This is a genomic window from Microvirga pakistanensis (assembly GCF_004458765.1).
In the GTDB taxonomy this organism is placed as follows: domain Bacteria; phylum Pseudomonadota; class Alphaproteobacteria; order Rhizobiales; family Beijerinckiaceae; genus Microvirga; species Microvirga pakistanensis.
Window position 1 is genome coordinate 17,625 of the sequence record NZ_SPJX01000117.1, and the last position, 15,445, is coordinate 33,069.

Here is a 15,445-nt window from a genome sequence, read left to right on the forward strand (position 1 = left end):
CCCATGGCGGCGACGCCATAGCCGAAGGAGGGCCGCGTCGAGGTGGCGAGGAACTGCATCGTCAGGACGACGGGAACCGCCAGCAGCGCGCCGCCGATCACGGCCATGCCGGCGAGAAGCGCGATCCGCGAGCGCAGATATGCCAGCGGCCGGGGGGCCGACCAGATCCGATGCGCAGCCGCGCCGACCAGGGTCAGGGCGCACAGGAAAGCGACCTGATCGCGCCCGATCACCATCACGGTGGCGGTGACGGCGAAGAGCGCGCCGTAGCGGTAGGAGCGCCGGTCCAGGGCCTCTTCGAGAAGCCAGAGGGCCAGGGGGAAGAAGCCGTAGCTGAGGATCATGCCCGTATGCTGCAGGCGGGCGCTGGCCGACCCGCCGAGCATGAACACGATCGCGGCCGCCACCGCGCCCGACCAATGCCAGCCGCGCCTCCGGAAGAGGGGGATGAAGGCGAGCGCGCCGGGGAGGAAATGGGCGAAGACCGCCAGGTCGAACAGCTCCATGGACGGCTCGGGCGCGAGCCAGCCGAACAGGAGCATGGTGGGCGTGAACAGCAGCGATTGCGGATCGGCCGCCGAGGGGTGGCCGCCGAAATGATAGGGGTTCCAGAGAGGCAGCTCGCCGTTCGAGAGCGCCGCTCCGAGATAGCGCAGGGTGGGGTAGAACTGGTTCTTGGAATCCCACGGCACCACGGAGCCGGTCAGCGGCCAAATGGCGGCCGCCAGGGCCCAGGCCGTCAGGATGAGGCCGAGGGCCAGAAGCACCTGGCGCCTGGACCAGGCCAGGGGCGAGATGGGACCGTCGGATCCGGGCAAGGATGTCTGCATGCGTTTCAAGCGGCGCTGCGCGCAGGCGAGACCTTCATCCTGGGCGAGCCACCCGGGCCTGCCACCGGACGGAAAGCTGCTTGGCGTATCACCGCACTCCCCCTATACATCCGTCGCCGCTTGTGACCTGCAACGGGTCGCGTCCTGGAACGCCCGTGTTCTCAACCGCAGCAAGACGGCAAGACCAAGGCAGGCCTCAACCGTCCGCGCGGCTCGCCAGGGGCGTTCGCGGACATTGTTCCATATTATTCAGGTTGGATGAAGATCCCATGAATGACAGCCTTTCCCGCCTTCTGAGCCGCCGTTCCGTGCCGCCGCGCTGGCTGGGAGAGCCGGGGCCGAGTGCCCAGGAGATCGACACCCTGCTGACCGCCGCCGCCCGGGTGCCGGACCATGGCAAGCTGGTGCCCTGGCGCTTCATCCTGATCGAGGGCGAGGCTCGCGGGCGGCTGGGCGAGGTGCTCGTCAGGGCGTTCCAGGCGGACAACCCGGACGCCGACGCGGACAAGATCGCGGCCGAACGGGAGCGGTTCTCGCAGGCTCCGCTCGTCGTGGCGGTGGTGTCCCGCGTCGTGCCCCACGTGAAGATCCCCGAATGGGAGCAGGTGCTGTCCGCCGGAGCCGTGTGCATGAACCTGCTGAATGCGGCGACGGCCCTGGGCTACGGCGCCTCCTGGCTGTCGGGCTGGGCCTGCTTCGACCGCCGCGTGCTCGACGCGCTGGGGCTGGCGCCGAACGAGCGCATCGCGGGCTTCGTCCATATCGGCACCGCCCGGGAGAAACCCACCGACCGCGACCGCCCGAACCTCGCCGACATCGTGACGCGGTTTTGACGCCATGTTCTATGAGACGTCGACCAACGCTCACGGCCTGCCGCACGACCCCTTCAAGGCCCTCGTGACGCCCCGCCCGATCGGCTGGATCACGGCCATGAGCCAGAAGGGCGAGATCAATCTCTCGCCCTATTCCTTCTTCAACGCGGTCTCCGAGCGCCCACCGATGGTGGCGTTCTCCTCGGCGGGCAGGAAGGATGCGCTCACCTTCATCGAGGAAACGAAGGAATTCGTCTGCAACCTCGCCACCTACGACCTGCGCGAGCCGATGAACGCGACCTCGGCCGTTCTGTCGCGTGGCGAGAACGAGATGGAGCATGCGGGCCTCGAAGCCGCGCCCTCGCGTCTCGTGAAGCCGCCGCGCGTGGCGAAGGCTCTCGCAGCGCTCGAATGCAGGTGGCTGCAGACCGTGCCGCTGGCGCCGCTCGGCGGGGGCGATCCGTCCTATCATCTGGTGATCGGCCAGGTGGTCGGGATCCATATCGACGACCGGTACATTGTGGACGGATTGGTCGACACGGCGGCGATGCGCCCGATCGCCCGCTCGGGCTACCGCGACTACTTCGTCGCGACGCCGGAGACGAGGTTCGCGATGACGCGGCCGGGCGGTTAGAGCTGCCCAGCCCGCCTCAGGAGCCGCTCCGCCCGCACGAGATGCGGGCGGTCGAGCATCTCCCCGTTGACTCCGACGACGCCTGCGCCCGGATTGGCCCGGAAGGCCTCGATGACCGCCTGCGCCCGAGCCACGGCCTCGGGGGAGGGCGTGAAGGCCTCGTTGATCACCGGCACCTGCGCCGGATGGATCGCCATCTTGGCCACGAAGCCGTCGCGGCGGGCAGCGCGGCACTCCGCGGCCAAGCCCTCCATGTCGCGGAAATTCGTGAAGACGGAATCGATGGCGTCGATGCCCGCCGCGGCCGCGCCGAACAGCGTGAGCGAACGGGCGAGGCGATAGGGATCGGTGTAGGCGCCCCCCTGGTCGCGGTTGGTTTCCGCGCCGAGATCGGCGGAGAGATCCTCGCCGCCCCAGGTGAGCCCCATGAGCCGGTGGCTCGCGCCGCCATAGGTGCCGAGCGCGAAGATTCCGGCGGCGTTTTCCGTCGCGATGGCCAGAATGCGGGTCATCCCGTCGCCGAGGCCGAACTCCGCTTCGCGCACGGCGAGCTTCGCGCCCAGATGCGCCACATCCGCGCCGCCCACGCTCTTCGGCAGAACGATTCCGTCGGGCGCGGCCGTCATGACCCCGTCGAGGTCGGCATCGATCAGGCCCGTCGTGAGCCCGTTCACGCGCACGAAGAGGCGCGGGCGCTCAGGCTCGGCGCGATGTTCCGCGATGAAGCCCGCCGTGACGCGCCGCGCTTCCTGCTTTGCAGTCAGATCGACGGAATCCTCCAGGTCGATGAGCAGGACATCGGCTCCCGAGGCGAGCGCCTTCTCGAGCTTCTTCGGGCTGTCGCCGGGAACGAACAGAAGCGAGCGCATCAGGCGTTCCTCTTGCGCATGAAGGCTTGGCGGCGGCATTCCGCCACGAGGGTGCCGTCCTGCTTGTAGGCCCGGTGGATGAACTCGACGATGCCCGCGTTCGGCCGCGATTTCGATTCGCGCTTGTCGGCGATCTCCGTCGTCGCGCTGACGGTGTCGCCCTCGAAGAGCGGCGCGGGAAACCTCACGTCGGTCATGCCGAGATTGGCGATGGTCGTGCCCACCGTCGTGTCGTTGACGGAGATGCCGATCATCAATCCGAGGGTGAACAGGGAGTTCATGAGCGGCTGGCCCCATTCCGTCTCGGTGGCGCAGAAATGCGCGTCGATGTGGAGCGGCTGCGGGTTCAGCGTCATGTTGGAGAACAGCATGTTGTCCATCTGCGTCACCGTGCGGGTCAGACGGTGCCTGATGACGGCGCCGACCACGAAATCCTCGAAATAGAGGCCGCCGCGCGGGTGCCTGTTCTCGTCGTTCATTGCCATCGTCCTCCTTGTGCCGGCAGGGGCATGTTGCTCATGCCTCTTCGAAATCAATAGCCGAACTGCTCCCGCAGAATGCGCTCATCCAGGCTGTGCCCGGGATCGTGCAGCATCACGAGATCGACGCTCCTGTCCATGGATACGTGCACCCGGGACACGTTGCGGAACTCCGTGTGGTCGGCCACGGCGCTCACCGGGCGGTTCTCGGGTTCGAGAACCTCGATCTCGATCCTGGCGTAGTCCGGCAGCAGCGCGCCGCGCCAGCGGCGGGGGCGGAAGGCGGAGATCGGCGTCAGCGCCAGGAGAGGCGAGTTCAGCGGAAGGATCGGCCCGCCGACCGACAGGTTGTAGGCGGTCGACCCGGCCGGGGTGGCGACGAGAATGCCGTCGGCAATCAATTCGGTGATGCGCACGCGGCTATCGATGCTCACGCGCAGTTTCCCCGCCTGGTAGGTCTGGCGCAGCATCGAGACCTCGTTGATGGCGCGGGCCGTGTGCGCCACGCCATGGATGTCCCAGGCGACCATGAGAAGCGGGTGAACGACGCTGCGCTCCGCGCTCTCCAGGCGCTCGAAGAGGTCGTCTGCCCGGAACTCGTTCATCAGGAAGCCGACCGTGCCCTTGTTCATGCCGTAGATGGGTTTGGACGTGCCCATGGTGGCGTGGAGCGTCTGTAGCATCAGGCCGTCGCCGCCCAGAGCCACGATCACGTCCGCATCCTCGGGGGCGACGTGCTCGTACCCGTTCATCAAAGCCTGGAGCGCACTCTGCGCGTCAGGCGCGGCGCTGGCCACGAAAGCAATCTTGTTGAACCGACGGGCCATGCCCAGATACCCTCGCCGCTCCTGAACGGAGCTCGGACGCACAGGCATACCATGGAACGCCCACTTCTCGTCTATACGACCTTTCCCGATGTGGACACCGCTCTCGCGATCGGGGAAAGCCTGGTTCGCGATGGACTGATCGCCTGCATCAACGTTCTGCCGGGGATGCGCTCGGTCTATGCCTGGAAGGGAGCCGTCGAGCGCGGCGAGGAGGCGGTCGGGATTCTCAAGACCCGCAGGAGCCTTCAGAAGCGGGTTCACGAGGCCCTGAAGGACCGGCATCCCTACGAGACGCCGGCGATCTTCTTCATCGAACCCTCAGAGGCCGATACGGCCACCCTGGACTGGCTCGTCGCGGAGACGCCGGGCGGCTAGGGCTGTTTCCACCTGCGTGGAGCCAGACCCGCCCGGCGAAGGCCTCAGACGGCCGGGTTCCACTGGACGGGCACGAAGCGATAGCCGGTGCCCTCCTTGGCGATATGGCCGGTGGCCGGGAAGGGCGCGTGATAGAACGCGACCTGCGCCCGCTCGGAGGCCGCCATGTCGAGCATGCGGCGGCGGGTGGCGCGCGCCTGGTCCGCGTCCATGTCGAAGACGGCCGACCATTCCGGATGGCGCACGAACAGGGCCGGATGATTCGTGATATCCGACATGACCATCAGCTTGCCGGAGCCCGAGGAGAGCATATAGGCCGTGTGGCCCGGCGTATGGCCGGGAGCGGCGATGCTCGTGAGGCCGGGCACGATCTCCTTGTCCGCCGCATAGCGCTTGACGGTCTGAGCCATGGGGCCGAACACCCGGCGCACGCCCTGGAAAGCCCCCTTCATCCCCTCGGGGGCCTGGTTCATGCGGGCATCGTCCATCCAGAAGGCCCACTCGGCTTCCGGCACCATGATCTCCGCGTTGGCGAACACGGCCGTGCCGTCTTTCAGGCGAAGGCCGTTGATGTGGTCCCCGTGGAAATGGCTGATCACCACCGTGTCGACCTGCGCGGGATCGAAGCCGGCGGCGCGGAAATTCTCCATCCACCGGCCGGAGGTCGGCGCGCCCATGTCGCCGTTGCCCGTATCGATGAGGGTCAGCCGGTCGCCCTGGCTCAGGACGAGGGTGTTGAAGGTGATCGGCAGGGCGTCGGACGGCAGGAAGGCCTCCTGCATGGCCGCCTGAACGTCCTTGAGTTCGGCGTTGCTGACGAATCCCTCCAGGGGGCGGCGCGCGAAGCCGTCGTTGATGGCCGTCACTTCGATGTCGCCGACCTTGTAGCGGTAGAAGCCGGGGGCTTGGCGCGACCCTGCCGTGGTGGGCGACGCGGAGGCACTGGGCGTCGCGGTGTTGGTCTGGGCCAAGGCGGCGGATCCTCCGACAGGAGCGGCGGCAAGGGCGGTACCGGCCAGAACGGTACGGCGTGTGATGGTCATCTGTGTCCTCCCGAGATCGACGCCATGAGCCTAGAACGGCCAAGCTCCCGGGCAAGGGAGCGGCCCTTCACATCTCAGCGAGCGGGACGGGGCGCTCACGAGCGCTGCGAGGTCAGGTGATGCAGGGCGATGCCGCTGGTCGTGGCGACGTTCAGCGAATCGAAGCCGCTGCTCATGGGGATGGACACGGTGCGGGTGCGGGCGAGCAGATCCGCGGGCAGGCCGGGACCTTCGGCCCCGAGCAGGAGCGCCATGCGGCGCGTGGGCTTGACCTGCGAAAGAAGCTCCCTTCCGGAGGGGGACAAGGCGAGAATGTCGAAGGAGGCCGCCGCGAGAGCCTGCACCATGGCATCGGCGGACGCGGCCCGGGTGAAGGGCACCACGAGAACGCCTCCGACGGAGACGCGAACCGCCTTCCGGTAGAGCGGGTCGCAGCTCTCCGGATCGAGCAGCACGCCCTGCGCTCCGAAGGCGGCGGCGTTGCGGAAGATGCCTCCCACATTGTCGTGGTTCGCCAGTCCGACGAGGCCGACCACGAGGGCGTCCTGGGGCAACCCGGCCAGGAAGTCCTCCACGGGTGGGAGCGGCGCGCGGCGGGCGATCGCCAGAACCCCGCGATGGATCGGAAACCCCACGATGGCATCCATGACCCGGCGGTTGGCGGTGTAGACCGGCACGTCCCGGGGCAGGGCCTGGAGGGCGTCGCCCAGGCCCTCCAGGCGATTCTCGGCCAGCAGACAGGACTCGATCTCGAAGCGTCGCTGCTTCAGCAGCACCCGCAGGACGACCTCGCCCTCGGCGACGAAGCGATGCTGGCGTCCCACCAGGTCCCGCTCGCGCACGGCGCGATAGGGTTCGATCCGCGGATCGTCGGGGTCGGCAATGGCGATCGGCATGGCTGTCCTTCACGTCCGGCACGCTCTGGCGGCCCGCCTTGTCCTATGGCAGCGACCGGGGCGGAACAACGACTTTCGCTCCCGGTTAGCCTTCCAAGGATCGGCAGGGTCGCATGGCGCGGCCTGCATCGAGGAGATTGAGGATGTTCGATATTGCAGACGGATGGGTTTGGGCCCTCGTGATCGTAGGCGGGCCGCTGCTGATGGGCCTCTTCATGCTCGTCTTCGCCAATCGCCGCAACAAGCTGAACCGGGTCGAGCGCGAGGCGTCGGAGCAGGGCGCGCACGAGAACTGGGGCAAGGAAAGGGTCCGTTGACGATCCAGGCGAACTTGCGAGGCTTCGCGGTAGTCTTCTAAAGGCGGCCGGTCATAACCAGGAGCAACGTGAACAGGCTGACGAGCATGAAACTGCTGCTTGGCCCGTAGTCCCAGCTCCGGCTGTAGGGCCAGGTTGGAAGGGCACCGACCGCGAGCAGGAGAGTGATGATCAGCAGGGCGGATCCGATGCCGACATGCATGTCACTGTTCTCTCGGCATGTGTCCCGTCGCCCCGCCTTCACTTGGCAGGATCGAGAATCCCGCCCTCTCGTGACAGTGAGATGACAGAACGCGGCATCGCGGCCGATGCTGGGTCCGGTGGCAGGCGAAACTATGCCTCGGGTGCGCTCGCCTCGGGGAGCGCTTCACCATCCACCCGCTTCCTGCGGGAGCGCTTCACAGGGGGCTTCGGGCCGTCCGCTGAGGTGTCGGAGCGGGAAGGCGTCTGTTCAGCGCGGCGTGCTTTCTTCTTGGTGGGCGAGAGGGCCTGCTCGATGGCCTTGGCATCCTTTTTCAGGGTCTTCACGCCCAGCCGAACGGACTTGAGGAACTCTTCCGCGCCGGAGGCGGGCTCGCTCTGAGCAATGATCTTGAGAAGCGTTTTCTCGAGCTTCTTACCTCTCCTGACGGCTTTCTCGGTATCTGCAAGCCGGCCTTGAAGGTTGGTCTGTCGATCTGTGGCCACAGCCATTGTCTCCTGTGATCTGGCGGCCGCTCGATAGCAGGTGCCACAAACCCGTTACAGTGAAGTTTTGATGACGGTTTGATGACAGGCCGCAAGGGCTGTGACCGTTTGGGTCCAGTGACGCTCTCGGCTCAGGCTGCTCGTTCCTCGTTCCGTGCTCATGATCCTCTCCTCGGCTCCGGGGATGCCGCTACCCTTCTGGAGGAGGCCTCTGGCTGACCGGTCGAGATGATGCGCCTATGGCGGCGCCGGACCGGCCGCTCGGGCCATGGCTCCATCCGCCATCCTGTTAAGGTTGTCGTGACGAGATGGCTCTAGTATCATCGCACCGTCTCGTCCCGGGCGCATGATGCGGCCATGTTCTCCGTTTCCGCCTGCCCCCGATATGATGCGGGTGATGGCGCTCCAGGACAAACCTCATGCAGGTCAACCCCACCCTGGCTCAAGGCCTTCAGGTCCTGACGGCCCTCACGTCCGATCGGCTTGCCTCGTCACCCAAATCAGACTCAGGCATTGCCACCCTTCTCAGAGCGGCCAACGGGATCTCGATTCAAGCCAGTCACGTATCCAAGCAGGCGTCCGCCGCCATCGGCGGTGCCCTGTTGGGCATGAATGGGCAGAACGGCCCGCGAAGCGACGAGGCCTTGCGCGAAGCGGCAAGGCAGAAGGCCTTCGCGAGCGGGTCAAGCTGGGGCGTCGAGCAATATGACAGCATCGAGGACATGCCGACATACATGCGGGAGAATGCTGCCAAGGCATTGGCCCGGCATGAAGAGGAAATGGCCAGGTGGGAGAAAGTCCCCGGGGCCCACAGCTGGAACGAACAGGCATTTCATCAAACGCAGATCATCATGCGCCAGATGGAGGAGGCCATCAACGGCCAGTGGACGTTTGACGCCGCAGGAGCGCCGCATCTTTCAGAAGCGCGCCTGAACGGTATGCATCCTGCCGAGAAGGATTTCATTACAGGCATTGCTTCGAAGCTGAAGGCAGCCGTCGCCGCATTGGGCGAAAGCGCTGCCGTCACCGGAGACGTGGTCGTCCATCGCGAGGACGGCACCTATGGCTTCGGGACATTCGAGGTGCGCGACACGAGCACGGGCGCGCTGTACTTCAGCCACGACGGCAACGGAAAGCTGCAATTCCACGACGCCAACAAGGGTGTCGTGTTCAGCGAATTCACGGCGTCCGGCGACCATTGGGACTGGTTCGATCGAGCCGTCTACGAGGACGTTTTCCGGCAGGATTATTGGAGCGACGCCCCGTAAGCGGCTCTGACAGGTGAGGGCGTGCAAGCGGCGTTCAGGCGGCCCAGAAGGGCTCGAGCGCCGCGAGTGCCTTGTACTGTCCCTTCGCGTCGGCAAGCAGATCATCGACCCGTGACGTCTGCTCCCGATGGATCGCCTGTGCGGCCGGCGACGGATCCATGTCGGCCCCGACGGCGATGTCGTTGAGCTCGCCCAGGATCTCCTGCAGCGCCTCGAGCGTTTCCAATGCCGCGCGCCGCCGCTTCTTGGCTGCGCCGCCTTTGAACAGGCTCTCGAAGAACTCCGTCGCATAGCGGAGTTTCTTGAGGTCGATTCGCACCCGGTGGCGTTCTTCCGGATCGAGCTCGACCAGGTTCTTGCCCCGCTTGAGGATCCTCCTCCACCGTCGGTCGAGTTCCTCCTCCGCCGCCACCGCGACGGGCTTGTTCCGGCGCTTCCGGGCCGGTTTGCGGTCGTCCAGCAGCCAGTTCCCGGCCTGGATCCACGCGGCCGCCTCCAACACGCCGTTGAGGAAGCGGGGCGAGGCGATGGCCTCCTGGACCGCCGCGTAGGCGCGGCTGCGCCGCTGCTGGTACTCGGCCAGCAGATCGTCGAAGCCCGCATCGCCCGCATGGTTGGCTCGGGCGGGCTCGAGGACCTTGGCGATATAGACGTCCAGGTCCCGCGCCTCGCCGAGCACGCCTGCCATCCATTTGAGTTCGGCCTTGATCTGATCGCGGTGCTCATCCTCCACGACGGCCTTGAAAAGGCTGATGGCAGCCCGAAGCCGTCGCAGGGCAACCCGCATCTGGTGAACGGCATCGGCTCCGGCCTCGGGCGTGCGCCTGACGATGGCCTCGTTGGCCATCAGGTGCCGCAGGCAGGACGCGCCGATCAGCTGAAAAGCCTCGGCGCTCGTCATGCGGCGTTTGAGGAGGACGGGAGAAGCCTTGACGCGCGTGAGCCGGTCCCCGGAGGCGGCCTCGAAACCGCGTTCGGCCTTGGTCTTGAAGCTCAAACGGAGGGGAGCCGCCGCGGAAAGCTCCATGGCGAGCCGAAACAGATCCTCCGGTACGCCGTTCTTGAGCTCCAGCTCGACCTCGCCGAATCGGATCGCGCGCTCCTGCGCGTCGACTCTGCCGTCGTCGGCGGCGACTTCGATGAGGGAGCTTCCAAACGACAGCGTCTGAAACGTGCGCTCCGTCATCACGCTGAAGACCGGCTGGATCGATTCGCGGCACGTCAGGAAGCGTTCGAGAGCTGTGCCCTCCGCGAGCGCGAAATCAGGCTCGTCGCCCTCAACCTCATGCTCCCACTCGCTTCGGGCCAGGGCGATGACCCTGGGCGCGTCCGCGGCTTTGATCGTTTGGATGCGCCGTTCCCCGTTGCTCCTGACCCGGAGGGAGATCCCGGCCTGCTGAAGGGTGCGATCAGGGGTGTCGAAATAGACCGCGTGAAGTTTCTGCCTCGCCGGGCCCCCATGGGACGTCCCATCGAGAAGCGGATGCGCCAGGATCTTTGCCAGATCCTGGGGCTCGACCTCCAGCTTCAGCTCGATCTCCCGAGGAGCGTCGGATTCTGTCCCCATATGCCCTCGGCGTGTCGTTCGGGTGATGGGGAACGCGAGCCTCATAGGGCGGTTCCGGAGAGCGGGCCTCGAAAGGCCGAAGAGCCATGGTCGCGCAGAAAATTCTCGCGGGAACGAAGCAGAGGAAAGGCCTTCGAACAGAGGAGGGCTCAAGATCCTTTTGCCGCGCCGTGGAACCACCTGTGAAAAGGTGAGTTACAAAACGATTATCGAAAGGACTAAGTCCATGAGAAAATTTGCTTTTCTAGCTGGCGCGGTGATCGGCTCCGGCCTCCTGATCGGGGCACCTTCTGTCGCTCAGCCGACGCTGCAATTTGGGATCGGTCCGGACGGTCGCCCGCAGGTTGGCGTTCGTGACCCTCAGCAGGAGGAACGTGAACGTCGTGAGCGGTGGCGTCAGCGCCGGGAGGTAGAACGCGCCTATGATGCGGGAAGGCGCGATGCTCGTGGCGACGACGTTTATGTGGAACGCTGCCGGAATGTCACCATCGAGGAACGGAATCGCTGGGGCCAGATCGAGGTTCGGCGGATTCGTCGCTGCGACTGATTTTGGGTGCGCCCTTTCAGTCGCGTCCTTGGCTTCCGGGAGGGTGTTCCTTGAACGGCTTGGAGATCACATCGCCACGTCGGTGATGTGATGGAAGAATGTCCGGTCATCCACGCGCGCTGCCGGGATCTTATCCTCAAGAAGAAGATGGTGCCGGTGGAGAGGATCGAACTCCCGACCTTCGGTTTACAAAACCGCTGCACTACCGCTGTGCTACACCGGCTCCTGAGTGATGCTGAGGTAGCAGCCCCCTGCCTCAGACGCAAGTTCCATTGAAACGGAAAAATTAAGTGCTCCAGCGCACCGAAACCATCCTCCCGTTGTGGAATTGTCAGGAGAATGGTTTTCAAGGAGACGGTGCAGTGGACAGCGTAAAGGCTTCAGGCACAAAGAGAAACTCGGTTTTCGGGGGCAGGTTTATAGTCTTGTCCGCCCTGGGACTCGCGGCCGCGCTCACATTCGCGTCCCCGTCGGCGCAGGCTGCTTCGGCGGTGTCGGGCAACGCCGCCGCGGCAAAGTCCTTGAAAGACAAAGGAACGGCCGTGGCCGTCAAGGACGTGGAGGAGACAGGCGCCGTCCAGACGGGCGCTTCCGCCCCTCCCAATTGCGAGCGCTCGCGCAAGCGCCTCTTCGTCGACGGCGAAGGCTGGATCGTGCGGCGCGTCACGACCTGCTACTGAACGAAGCGGCCGCAGGGTGCACATATGAAAAGCCCCGCCTTGAGGCGGGGCTTTCCTTTTTGACGACCGTGTCAGGCGCTTAGCGCGCGCCCTCGTAGGTCATGATGTCGCGGTCCTTCGTCTCCGGCACCAGGAGCAGGCCGACCACGAAGGTGATGAGAGCGATCACGATCGGGTACCACAGGCCGTAATAGATGTCGCCGGTGGCCGCCACCATCGCGAAGGCGGTGGGAGGCAGAAGGCCGCCGAACCAGCCGTTGGCGATGTGGTAGGGCAGGGACATCGCGGTGTAGCGGATGCGGGTCGGGAAGAACTCGACCAGAGCCGCCGCGATTGGACCGTACACCATCGTGACGTAGATCACGAAGAGCGTGAGGATGCCGATGGCCTTCAGGGCCTGGGCGTTGCCGAGAGCGGCGAAGAAGCCGCTGACCTTCAGGATGCTCGGGTCTCCGGCCTTCGGATAGCCGACTTCCGTGGCCGCGGCCGTGAAGGCCGTGATGTTGGCCGGAATGGCCGGAGCGATCGGAACTTCCTTGCCGTTGAAGGTTACCTTCGGAGCGGCGCCGGGCGCAGCCGGAACGAGCTCGTACTTCACGGCCGAGCGGGCCAGGGCCACCCGGGCGATGTCGCACGGAGCCGTGAAGGTGCGGATGCCGACCGGGTCGAACACCGAGCCGCAGGCGGCGGGATCGGCCACGACCTGGACCTTGGCGGTTTCCAGAGCCTGGGTCAGGTTCGGGCTGACGACGTTCGTGAGGGCGCCGAACAGCGGGAAGTAGGTGATCGCCGCGATCAGGCAGCCGCCGAGGATGACCGGCTTGCGGCCGATCTTGTCCGAGAGGGCGCCGAAGATCACGAAGCCCGCGGTGCCGACGATCAGCGACCAGGCGATCAGCACGTTCGAGGTGAGCAGGTCGACCTTGAGGATGCTCTGGATGAAGAACAGCGCGTAGAACTGGCCCGTGTACCACACCACGGCCTGACCGATGGCGAGGCCGACCAGGGCGATCAGCACCATCTTGAGGTTCCGCCACTCGCCGAATGCCTCCTTCAACGGAGCCTTCGACTGCGTGCCCTCGTCCTTCATCTTCTTGAAGGCCGGGGATTCCTGCATCTGGAGACGAATCCAGACCGAAATGCCGAGCAGCACGACGGAGAGCAGGAAGGGAATGCGCCAGCCCGCGATGGGATAGCCCTCGCCCGTCTGGAAGCCCTGCTCGCCCATCCAGGTGCGGAGAACGAGAATGACGACCAGTGACAGGAGGAGGCCCACCGTCGCCGTGATCTGGATGAAGCTGGTATAGAACCCGCGGCGGCCCACCGGAGCATGTTCCGCCACATAGACCGCGGCACCGCCGTATTCACCACCGAGCGCGAGGCCCTGGAGCATGCGCAGTGCGATCAGGACCACCGGGGCGATCCAGCCGATCTGGTTGTAGCTGGGCAGCAGGCCGACCAGGAAGGTCGAGAAGCCCATGATCAGGATGGTGACCAGGAAGGTGTATTTGCGGCCGACGAGATCGCCGATTCGGCCGAACACGATGGCGCCGAAGGGGCGAACCAGGAAGCCCGCCGCAAAGGCGAGCAGCGCGAAGACGTTACGAGTCGTCACGTCGAACGCGGAGAAGAACTGCGCGCCGATGATCGTGGCGAGAGATCCGTAGAGATAGAAGTCGTACCATTCGAAGACGGTACCGAGCGAGGAGGCGAGAATCACCTTCCGCTCTTCGCGCGTCATCGGCCGGGGTGCGGCGGCCGAACGCGCTGTGGTGGCTGCTGTTGCCATAGCGTTCCCTTCCTTATTTGGTCAGCCCGGCGGTCCGGGTCTGTCGCGTCAAGCCGAGGGCTGCTCGCTTGCGCTGAGGTATCGTGGCCGTGGCGAACGGCCAAGAATCCTATGGAAGGTGAGGCTAACGCCGCTCGCGCTCTCCACAATTCCCAATTCGTATTTTCGACTTCCGTCTAAGAACCCGCGGGCGAGGAAAAAATAGTCGAAAAATCAGAAGGTTGGCGATTCCTGTCTCAAGGGGCCGCGGCTCTCGAGACCGCTTTGGTCACAGCGAAAAGCGAGATGGCCGCGGCGTTGGAGACATTGAGGCTCTTGATCTCCCCGGGCATGTCGAGCCTGCCGACCACGTCGCAGCACTCGCGGGTCCTCTGCCGCAATCCCTTGCCTTCCGAGCCGAGCACGAGAACGAGGGGCAGTCTCAGCGGGAGTTCGTCGATATTCGCCTCGCCCTCCGAGTCGAGGCCGATCCGCTGGAAGCCGCGCTCGCCCAGGGCGGTCAGGGTATCGCCCAGGTTCTTCACGATCATGAAGGGAACGTGCTCGAGGCCGCCGGAGGCGGACTTGGCCAGCACCCCCGTGGCCGCCGGGCTGTGGCGGGCAGTGGTGATGATGGCCTCCACGTCGAAGGCCGCCGCCGTGCGCACGATGGCCCCCACGTTGTGCGGATCCGTGATCTGATCCAGCGCCAGAACCACGCGCTGTCCGCTCAAGGTTTCCACGGACGGCGAGGGGAGGGGATCGGCTTCCGCGTAGAGGCCCTGGTGGACCGCATCCGGCTCCAGGAGACGGTTGATCTCGTCCGGGCGCACCATCTCCGGCTCCAGGGGCAGAGGGCCCCCGAGTTCCTCCTGCAGGCGGCGCAGGGAGTTCTCCGTGGTCAGAAGGCGGCGAATTGTCCGCTTCCTGTTCCGAAGCGCCTCCACGACCGGGTGCCAGCCGTAGAGGATCGTCGTGTCGATCTCATGCGGCGGGCGCCAGGGCTGGGAATCGCGGCGGCCCTGCTTCCTGCCCGGCGGGCGCTGGAAGCGGGGCTTGCGGGGAGGGAAGGAGCGCTCGCTCATGGCTTCTCGATCTCGTGTGATGAAGGCACGCCCATAGAGCATAGGGCCCGAAAGGGGAATTACTTTCGGAATCCCCCCGATGCGCCCTTTGCAACCGGTGCGAGTGCGATCAATCTCACGAACATCGCTCTTTGCTGTTGACACCGGGCAGGCGGGTCACCATAAGAGCGCCACCGAGCGGCTCCACCAGGGTGAGGCGGTTCGGATGAAGACCTCGGCGCGCTGCGTCAGGGTTGGCAAGGGGGAATGTCCCGAGCGGCAAAGGGGGCGGACTGTAAATCCGCTGGCTATGCCTTCGTAGGTTCGAGTCCTACTTCCCCCACCATCCACCTGGCAAGGCATGCGGGTGTAGCTCAATGGTAGAGCAGCAGCCTTCCAAGCTGAATACGGGGGTTCGATTCCCCTCACCCGCTCCAAAGTCTCCCGCAAGTTTCGTGTTTCGGATCGCGTGGTCGTCTCGGGCCCAAAGCCTAAGGGTAGGGGCCTGAGTTCGGGGCGGACGGGTTCCCGGGCCCTCGTCGGAGGTTTCCGGAGCGGTTCGTCCCGTAATTACGTCCTGTGAGATTGAAATTGGCACTTGCGCATTTGGCGCAACCGCAATATCGGACGCCCTGGGTTTTTTGTTCCTGGCCTATGTAAGGTAGAGATCAATGGCGAAGGAAAAGTTTGAGCGGACGAAGCCGCACTGCAACATCGGGACGATTGGTCACGTTGACCATGGCAAGACGTCGCTGACGGCGGCGATCACGAAGGTTCTGGCG

At 65.4% G+C, this 15,445-nt stretch carries 18 protein-coding genes and 3 tRNA genes; 10 read left to right on the forward strand and 11 right to left on the reverse strand.

The genetic code is table 11. The annotated features are described in order from the left end of the window. Positions 1-1,099 precede the first annotated feature (1,099 nt). Positions 1,100-1,663: a nitroreductase family protein gene (locus E4K09_RS04210; RefSeq protein WP_134495399.1), complete on the forward strand. Its 564-nt coding sequence runs from the start codon at positions 1,100-1,102 to the stop codon at positions 1,661-1,663. Positions 1,664-1,667: 4 nt separating this feature from the next. Further along, entirely contained in the window at positions 1,668-2,276 is a 609-nt protein-coding gene (locus tag E4K09_RS04215) for a flavin reductase family protein (RefSeq protein ID WP_134495401.1), read from the forward strand. Here the strand turns inward: E4K09_RS04215 and E4K09_RS04220 are convergent. From E4K09_RS04220 to E4K09_RS04230, 3 genes are read right to left on the reverse strand one after another with little or no spacing between them, the layout of a single operon-like run. Then, positions 2,273-3,145 carry an HpcH/HpaI aldolase/citrate lyase family protein gene (locus E4K09_RS04220; RefSeq protein ID WP_134495403.1) on the reverse strand — a complete coding sequence of 291 codons (873 nt, stop codon included), beginning with the start codon at positions 3,143-3,145 and terminating at the stop codon, positions 2,273-2,275. The two genes, E4K09_RS04215 and E4K09_RS04220, sit on opposite strands and share 4 nt — an antisense overlap. Beyond that, the gene (locus E4K09_RS04225) at positions 3,145-3,624 is read right to left on the reverse strand and encodes a MaoC family dehydratase (RefSeq protein ID WP_134495404.1); all 480 of its coding nucleotides are present in this window, start codon (positions 3,622-3,624) and stop codon (positions 3,145-3,147) included. Before E4K09_RS04225 ends, E4K09_RS04220 begins: the two co-directional genes overlap by 1 nt. A 53-nt stretch (positions 3,625-3,677) precedes the next feature. Beyond that, complete coding sequence (locus E4K09_RS04230; RefSeq protein WP_134495406.1) at positions 3,678-4,451, reverse strand: NAD kinase; 774 nt, start codon at positions 4,449-4,451, stop codon at positions 3,678-3,680. A 51-nt stretch (positions 4,452-4,502) separates the two neighbouring features. Here E4K09_RS04230 and cutA point away from each other — a divergent pair, with 51 nt between their 5' ends. After that, on the forward strand, positions 4,503-4,826 hold the full coding sequence (gene cutA, locus E4K09_RS04235; RefSeq protein ID WP_134495408.1) for a divalent-cation tolerance protein CutA: 324 nt from the start codon (positions 4,503-4,505) through the stop codon (positions 4,824-4,826). Between the two features lie 44 nt (positions 4,827-4,870). Here cutA and E4K09_RS04240 read toward each other — a convergent pair whose 3' ends face one another. Together E4K09_RS04240 and E4K09_RS04245 are read right to left on the reverse strand one after the other, a co-directional pair. Then, positions 4,871-5,869, reverse strand: coding sequence for an MBL fold metallo-hydrolase (locus tag E4K09_RS04240; RefSeq protein ID WP_134495410.1), 999 nt, complete (start codon positions 5,867-5,869; stop codon positions 4,871-4,873). A gap of 95 nt (positions 5,870-5,964) precedes the next feature. Beyond that, positions 5,965-6,765: a TrmH family RNA methyltransferase gene (locus E4K09_RS04245; RefSeq protein WP_134495413.1), complete on the reverse strand. Its 801-nt coding sequence runs from the start codon at positions 6,763-6,765 to the stop codon at positions 5,965-5,967. A gap of 143 nt (positions 6,766-6,908) precedes the next feature. Between E4K09_RS04245 and E4K09_RS28780 the strand changes: the two genes are divergently transcribed. Beyond that, on the forward strand, positions 6,909-7,082 hold the full coding sequence (locus E4K09_RS28780) for a hypothetical protein (protein ID WP_166802146.1): 174 nt from the start codon (positions 6,909-6,911) through the stop codon (positions 7,080-7,082). 37 nt (positions 7,083-7,119) lie between these two features. On the opposite strand, the gene E4K09_RS04250 is transcribed toward E4K09_RS28780, so the two are convergent. Together E4K09_RS04250 and E4K09_RS04255 are read right to left on the reverse strand one after the other, a co-directional pair. Continuing rightward, on the reverse strand, positions 7,120-7,284 hold the full coding sequence (locus tag E4K09_RS04250; RefSeq protein WP_134495414.1) for a DUF3309 family protein: 165 nt from the start codon (positions 7,282-7,284) through the stop codon (positions 7,120-7,122). 131 nt (positions 7,285-7,415) lie between these two features. Beyond that, positions 7,416-7,769 carry a hypothetical protein gene (locus E4K09_RS04255; RefSeq protein ID WP_134495416.1) on the reverse strand — a complete coding sequence of 118 codons (354 nt, stop codon included), beginning with the start codon at positions 7,767-7,769 and terminating at the stop codon, positions 7,416-7,418. Between the two features lie 419 nt (positions 7,770-8,188). On the opposite strand from E4K09_RS04255, the gene E4K09_RS04260 reads away from it, so the two are divergent. Beyond that, positions 8,189-9,037, forward strand: a complete 849-nt coding sequence (locus E4K09_RS04260; RefSeq protein ID WP_134495418.1) for a hypothetical protein — start codon at positions 8,189-8,191, stop codon at positions 9,035-9,037. 34 nt (positions 9,038-9,071) lie between these two features. Here E4K09_RS04260 and E4K09_RS04265 read toward each other — a convergent pair whose 3' ends face one another. Next, positions 9,072-10,604 (reverse strand): CYTH and CHAD domain-containing protein, encoded by a 1,533-nt coding sequence (locus tag E4K09_RS04265; protein WP_166802147.1) that lies wholly within the window; start codon positions 10,602-10,604, stop codon positions 9,072-9,074. A 190-nt stretch (positions 10,605-10,794) separates the two neighbouring features. On the opposite strand from E4K09_RS04265, the gene E4K09_RS04270 reads away from it, so the two are divergent. Then, positions 10,795-11,151 carry a hypothetical protein gene (locus E4K09_RS04270; protein ID WP_134495420.1) on the forward strand — a complete coding sequence of 119 codons (357 nt, stop codon included), beginning with the start codon at positions 10,795-10,797 and terminating at the stop codon, positions 11,149-11,151. Between the two features lie 148 nt (positions 11,152-11,299). On the opposite strand, the gene E4K09_RS04275 is transcribed toward E4K09_RS04270, so the two are convergent. Continuing rightward, positions 11,300-11,374 (reverse strand) — tRNA-Thr (locus E4K09_RS04275). Between the two features lie 202 nt (positions 11,375-11,576). Between E4K09_RS04275 and E4K09_RS04280 the strand changes: the two genes are divergently transcribed. Beyond that, complete coding sequence (locus tag E4K09_RS04280) at positions 11,577-11,831, forward strand: hypothetical protein (protein WP_244610353.1); 255 nt, start codon at positions 11,577-11,579, stop codon at positions 11,829-11,831. A gap of 79 nt (positions 11,832-11,910) precedes the next feature. On the opposite strand, the gene E4K09_RS04285 is transcribed toward E4K09_RS04280, so the two are convergent. Continuing rightward, positions 11,911-13,572 (reverse strand): MFS transporter, encoded by a 1,662-nt coding sequence (locus tag E4K09_RS04285; RefSeq protein ID WP_134495431.1) that lies wholly within the window; start codon positions 13,570-13,572, stop codon positions 11,911-11,913. 284 nt (positions 13,573-13,856) lie between these two features. Continuing rightward, the gene (locus E4K09_RS04290) at positions 13,857-14,684 is read right to left on the reverse strand and encodes a TrmH family RNA methyltransferase (RefSeq protein ID WP_134495424.1); all 828 of its coding nucleotides are present in this window, start codon (positions 14,682-14,684) and stop codon (positions 13,857-13,859) included. 240 nt (positions 14,685-14,924) lie between these two features. Here E4K09_RS04290 and E4K09_RS04295 point away from each other — a divergent pair. The 3 genes from E4K09_RS04295 to E4K09_RS04305 form a co-directional block, all read left to right on the forward strand. After that, positions 14,925-15,009, forward strand: a tRNA-Tyr gene (locus E4K09_RS04295). A gap of 17 nt (positions 15,010-15,026) precedes the next feature. Further along, positions 15,027-15,100 (forward strand) — tRNA-Gly (locus E4K09_RS04300). Between the two features lie 234 nt (positions 15,101-15,334). Further along, positions 15,335-15,445: GTP-binding protein (locus E4K09_RS04305; RefSeq protein ID WP_244610355.1), on the forward strand; the 111-nt coding region annotated here is incomplete at its 3' end.

Coding starts and splice junctions, on each gene's coding strand:
- E4K09_RS04290 (WP_134495424.1), bottom strand. CDS start 14,684: ATGAGCGAGCGCTCCTTCCCTCCCCGCAAGCCCCGCTTCCAGCGCCCG.
- E4K09_RS28780 (WP_166802146.1), top strand. CDS start 6,909: ATGTTCGATATTGCAGACGGATGGGTTTGGGCCCTCGTGATCGTAGGC.
- E4K09_RS04220 (WP_134495403.1), bottom strand. CDS start 3,145: ATGCGCTCGCTTCTGTTCGTTCCCGGCGACAGCCCGAAGAAGCTCGAG.
- E4K09_RS04250 (WP_134495414.1), bottom strand. CDS start 7,284: ATGCATGTCGGCATCGGATCCGCCCTGCTGATCATCACTCTCCTGCTC.
- E4K09_RS04230 (WP_134495406.1), bottom strand. CDS start 4,451: ATGGCCCGTCGGTTCAACAAGATTGCTTTCGTGGCCAGCGCCGCGCCT.
- cutA (WP_134495408.1), top strand. CDS start 4,503: ATGGAACGCCCACTTCTCGTCTATACGACCTTTCCCGATGTGGACACC.
- E4K09_RS04260 (WP_134495418.1), top strand. CDS start 8,189: ATGCAGGTCAACCCCACCCTGGCTCAAGGCCTTCAGGTCCTGACGGCC.
- E4K09_RS04215 (WP_134495401.1), top strand. CDS start 1,668: ATGTTCTATGAGACGTCGACCAACGCTCACGGCCTGCCGCACGACCCC.
- E4K09_RS04210 (WP_134495399.1), top strand. CDS start 1,100: ATGAATGACAGCCTTTCCCGCCTTCTGAGCCGCCGTTCCGTGCCGCCG.
- E4K09_RS04225 (WP_134495404.1), bottom strand. CDS start 3,624: ATGAACGACGAGAACAGGCACCCGCGCGGCGGCCTCTATTTCGAGGAT.
- E4K09_RS04245 (WP_134495413.1), bottom strand. CDS start 6,765: ATGCCGATCGCCATTGCCGACCCCGACGATCCGCGGATCGAACCCTAT.
- E4K09_RS04285 (WP_134495431.1), bottom strand. CDS start 13,572: ATGACGCGCGAAGAGCGGAAGGTGATTCTCGCCTCCTCGCTCGGTACC.
- E4K09_RS04240 (WP_134495410.1), bottom strand. CDS start 5,869: ATGACCATCACACGCCGTACCGTTCTGGCCGGTACCGCCCTTGCCGCC.
- E4K09_RS04265 (WP_166802147.1), bottom strand. CDS start 10,604: ATGGGGACAGAATCCGACGCTCCTCGGGAGATCGAGCTGAAGCTGGAG.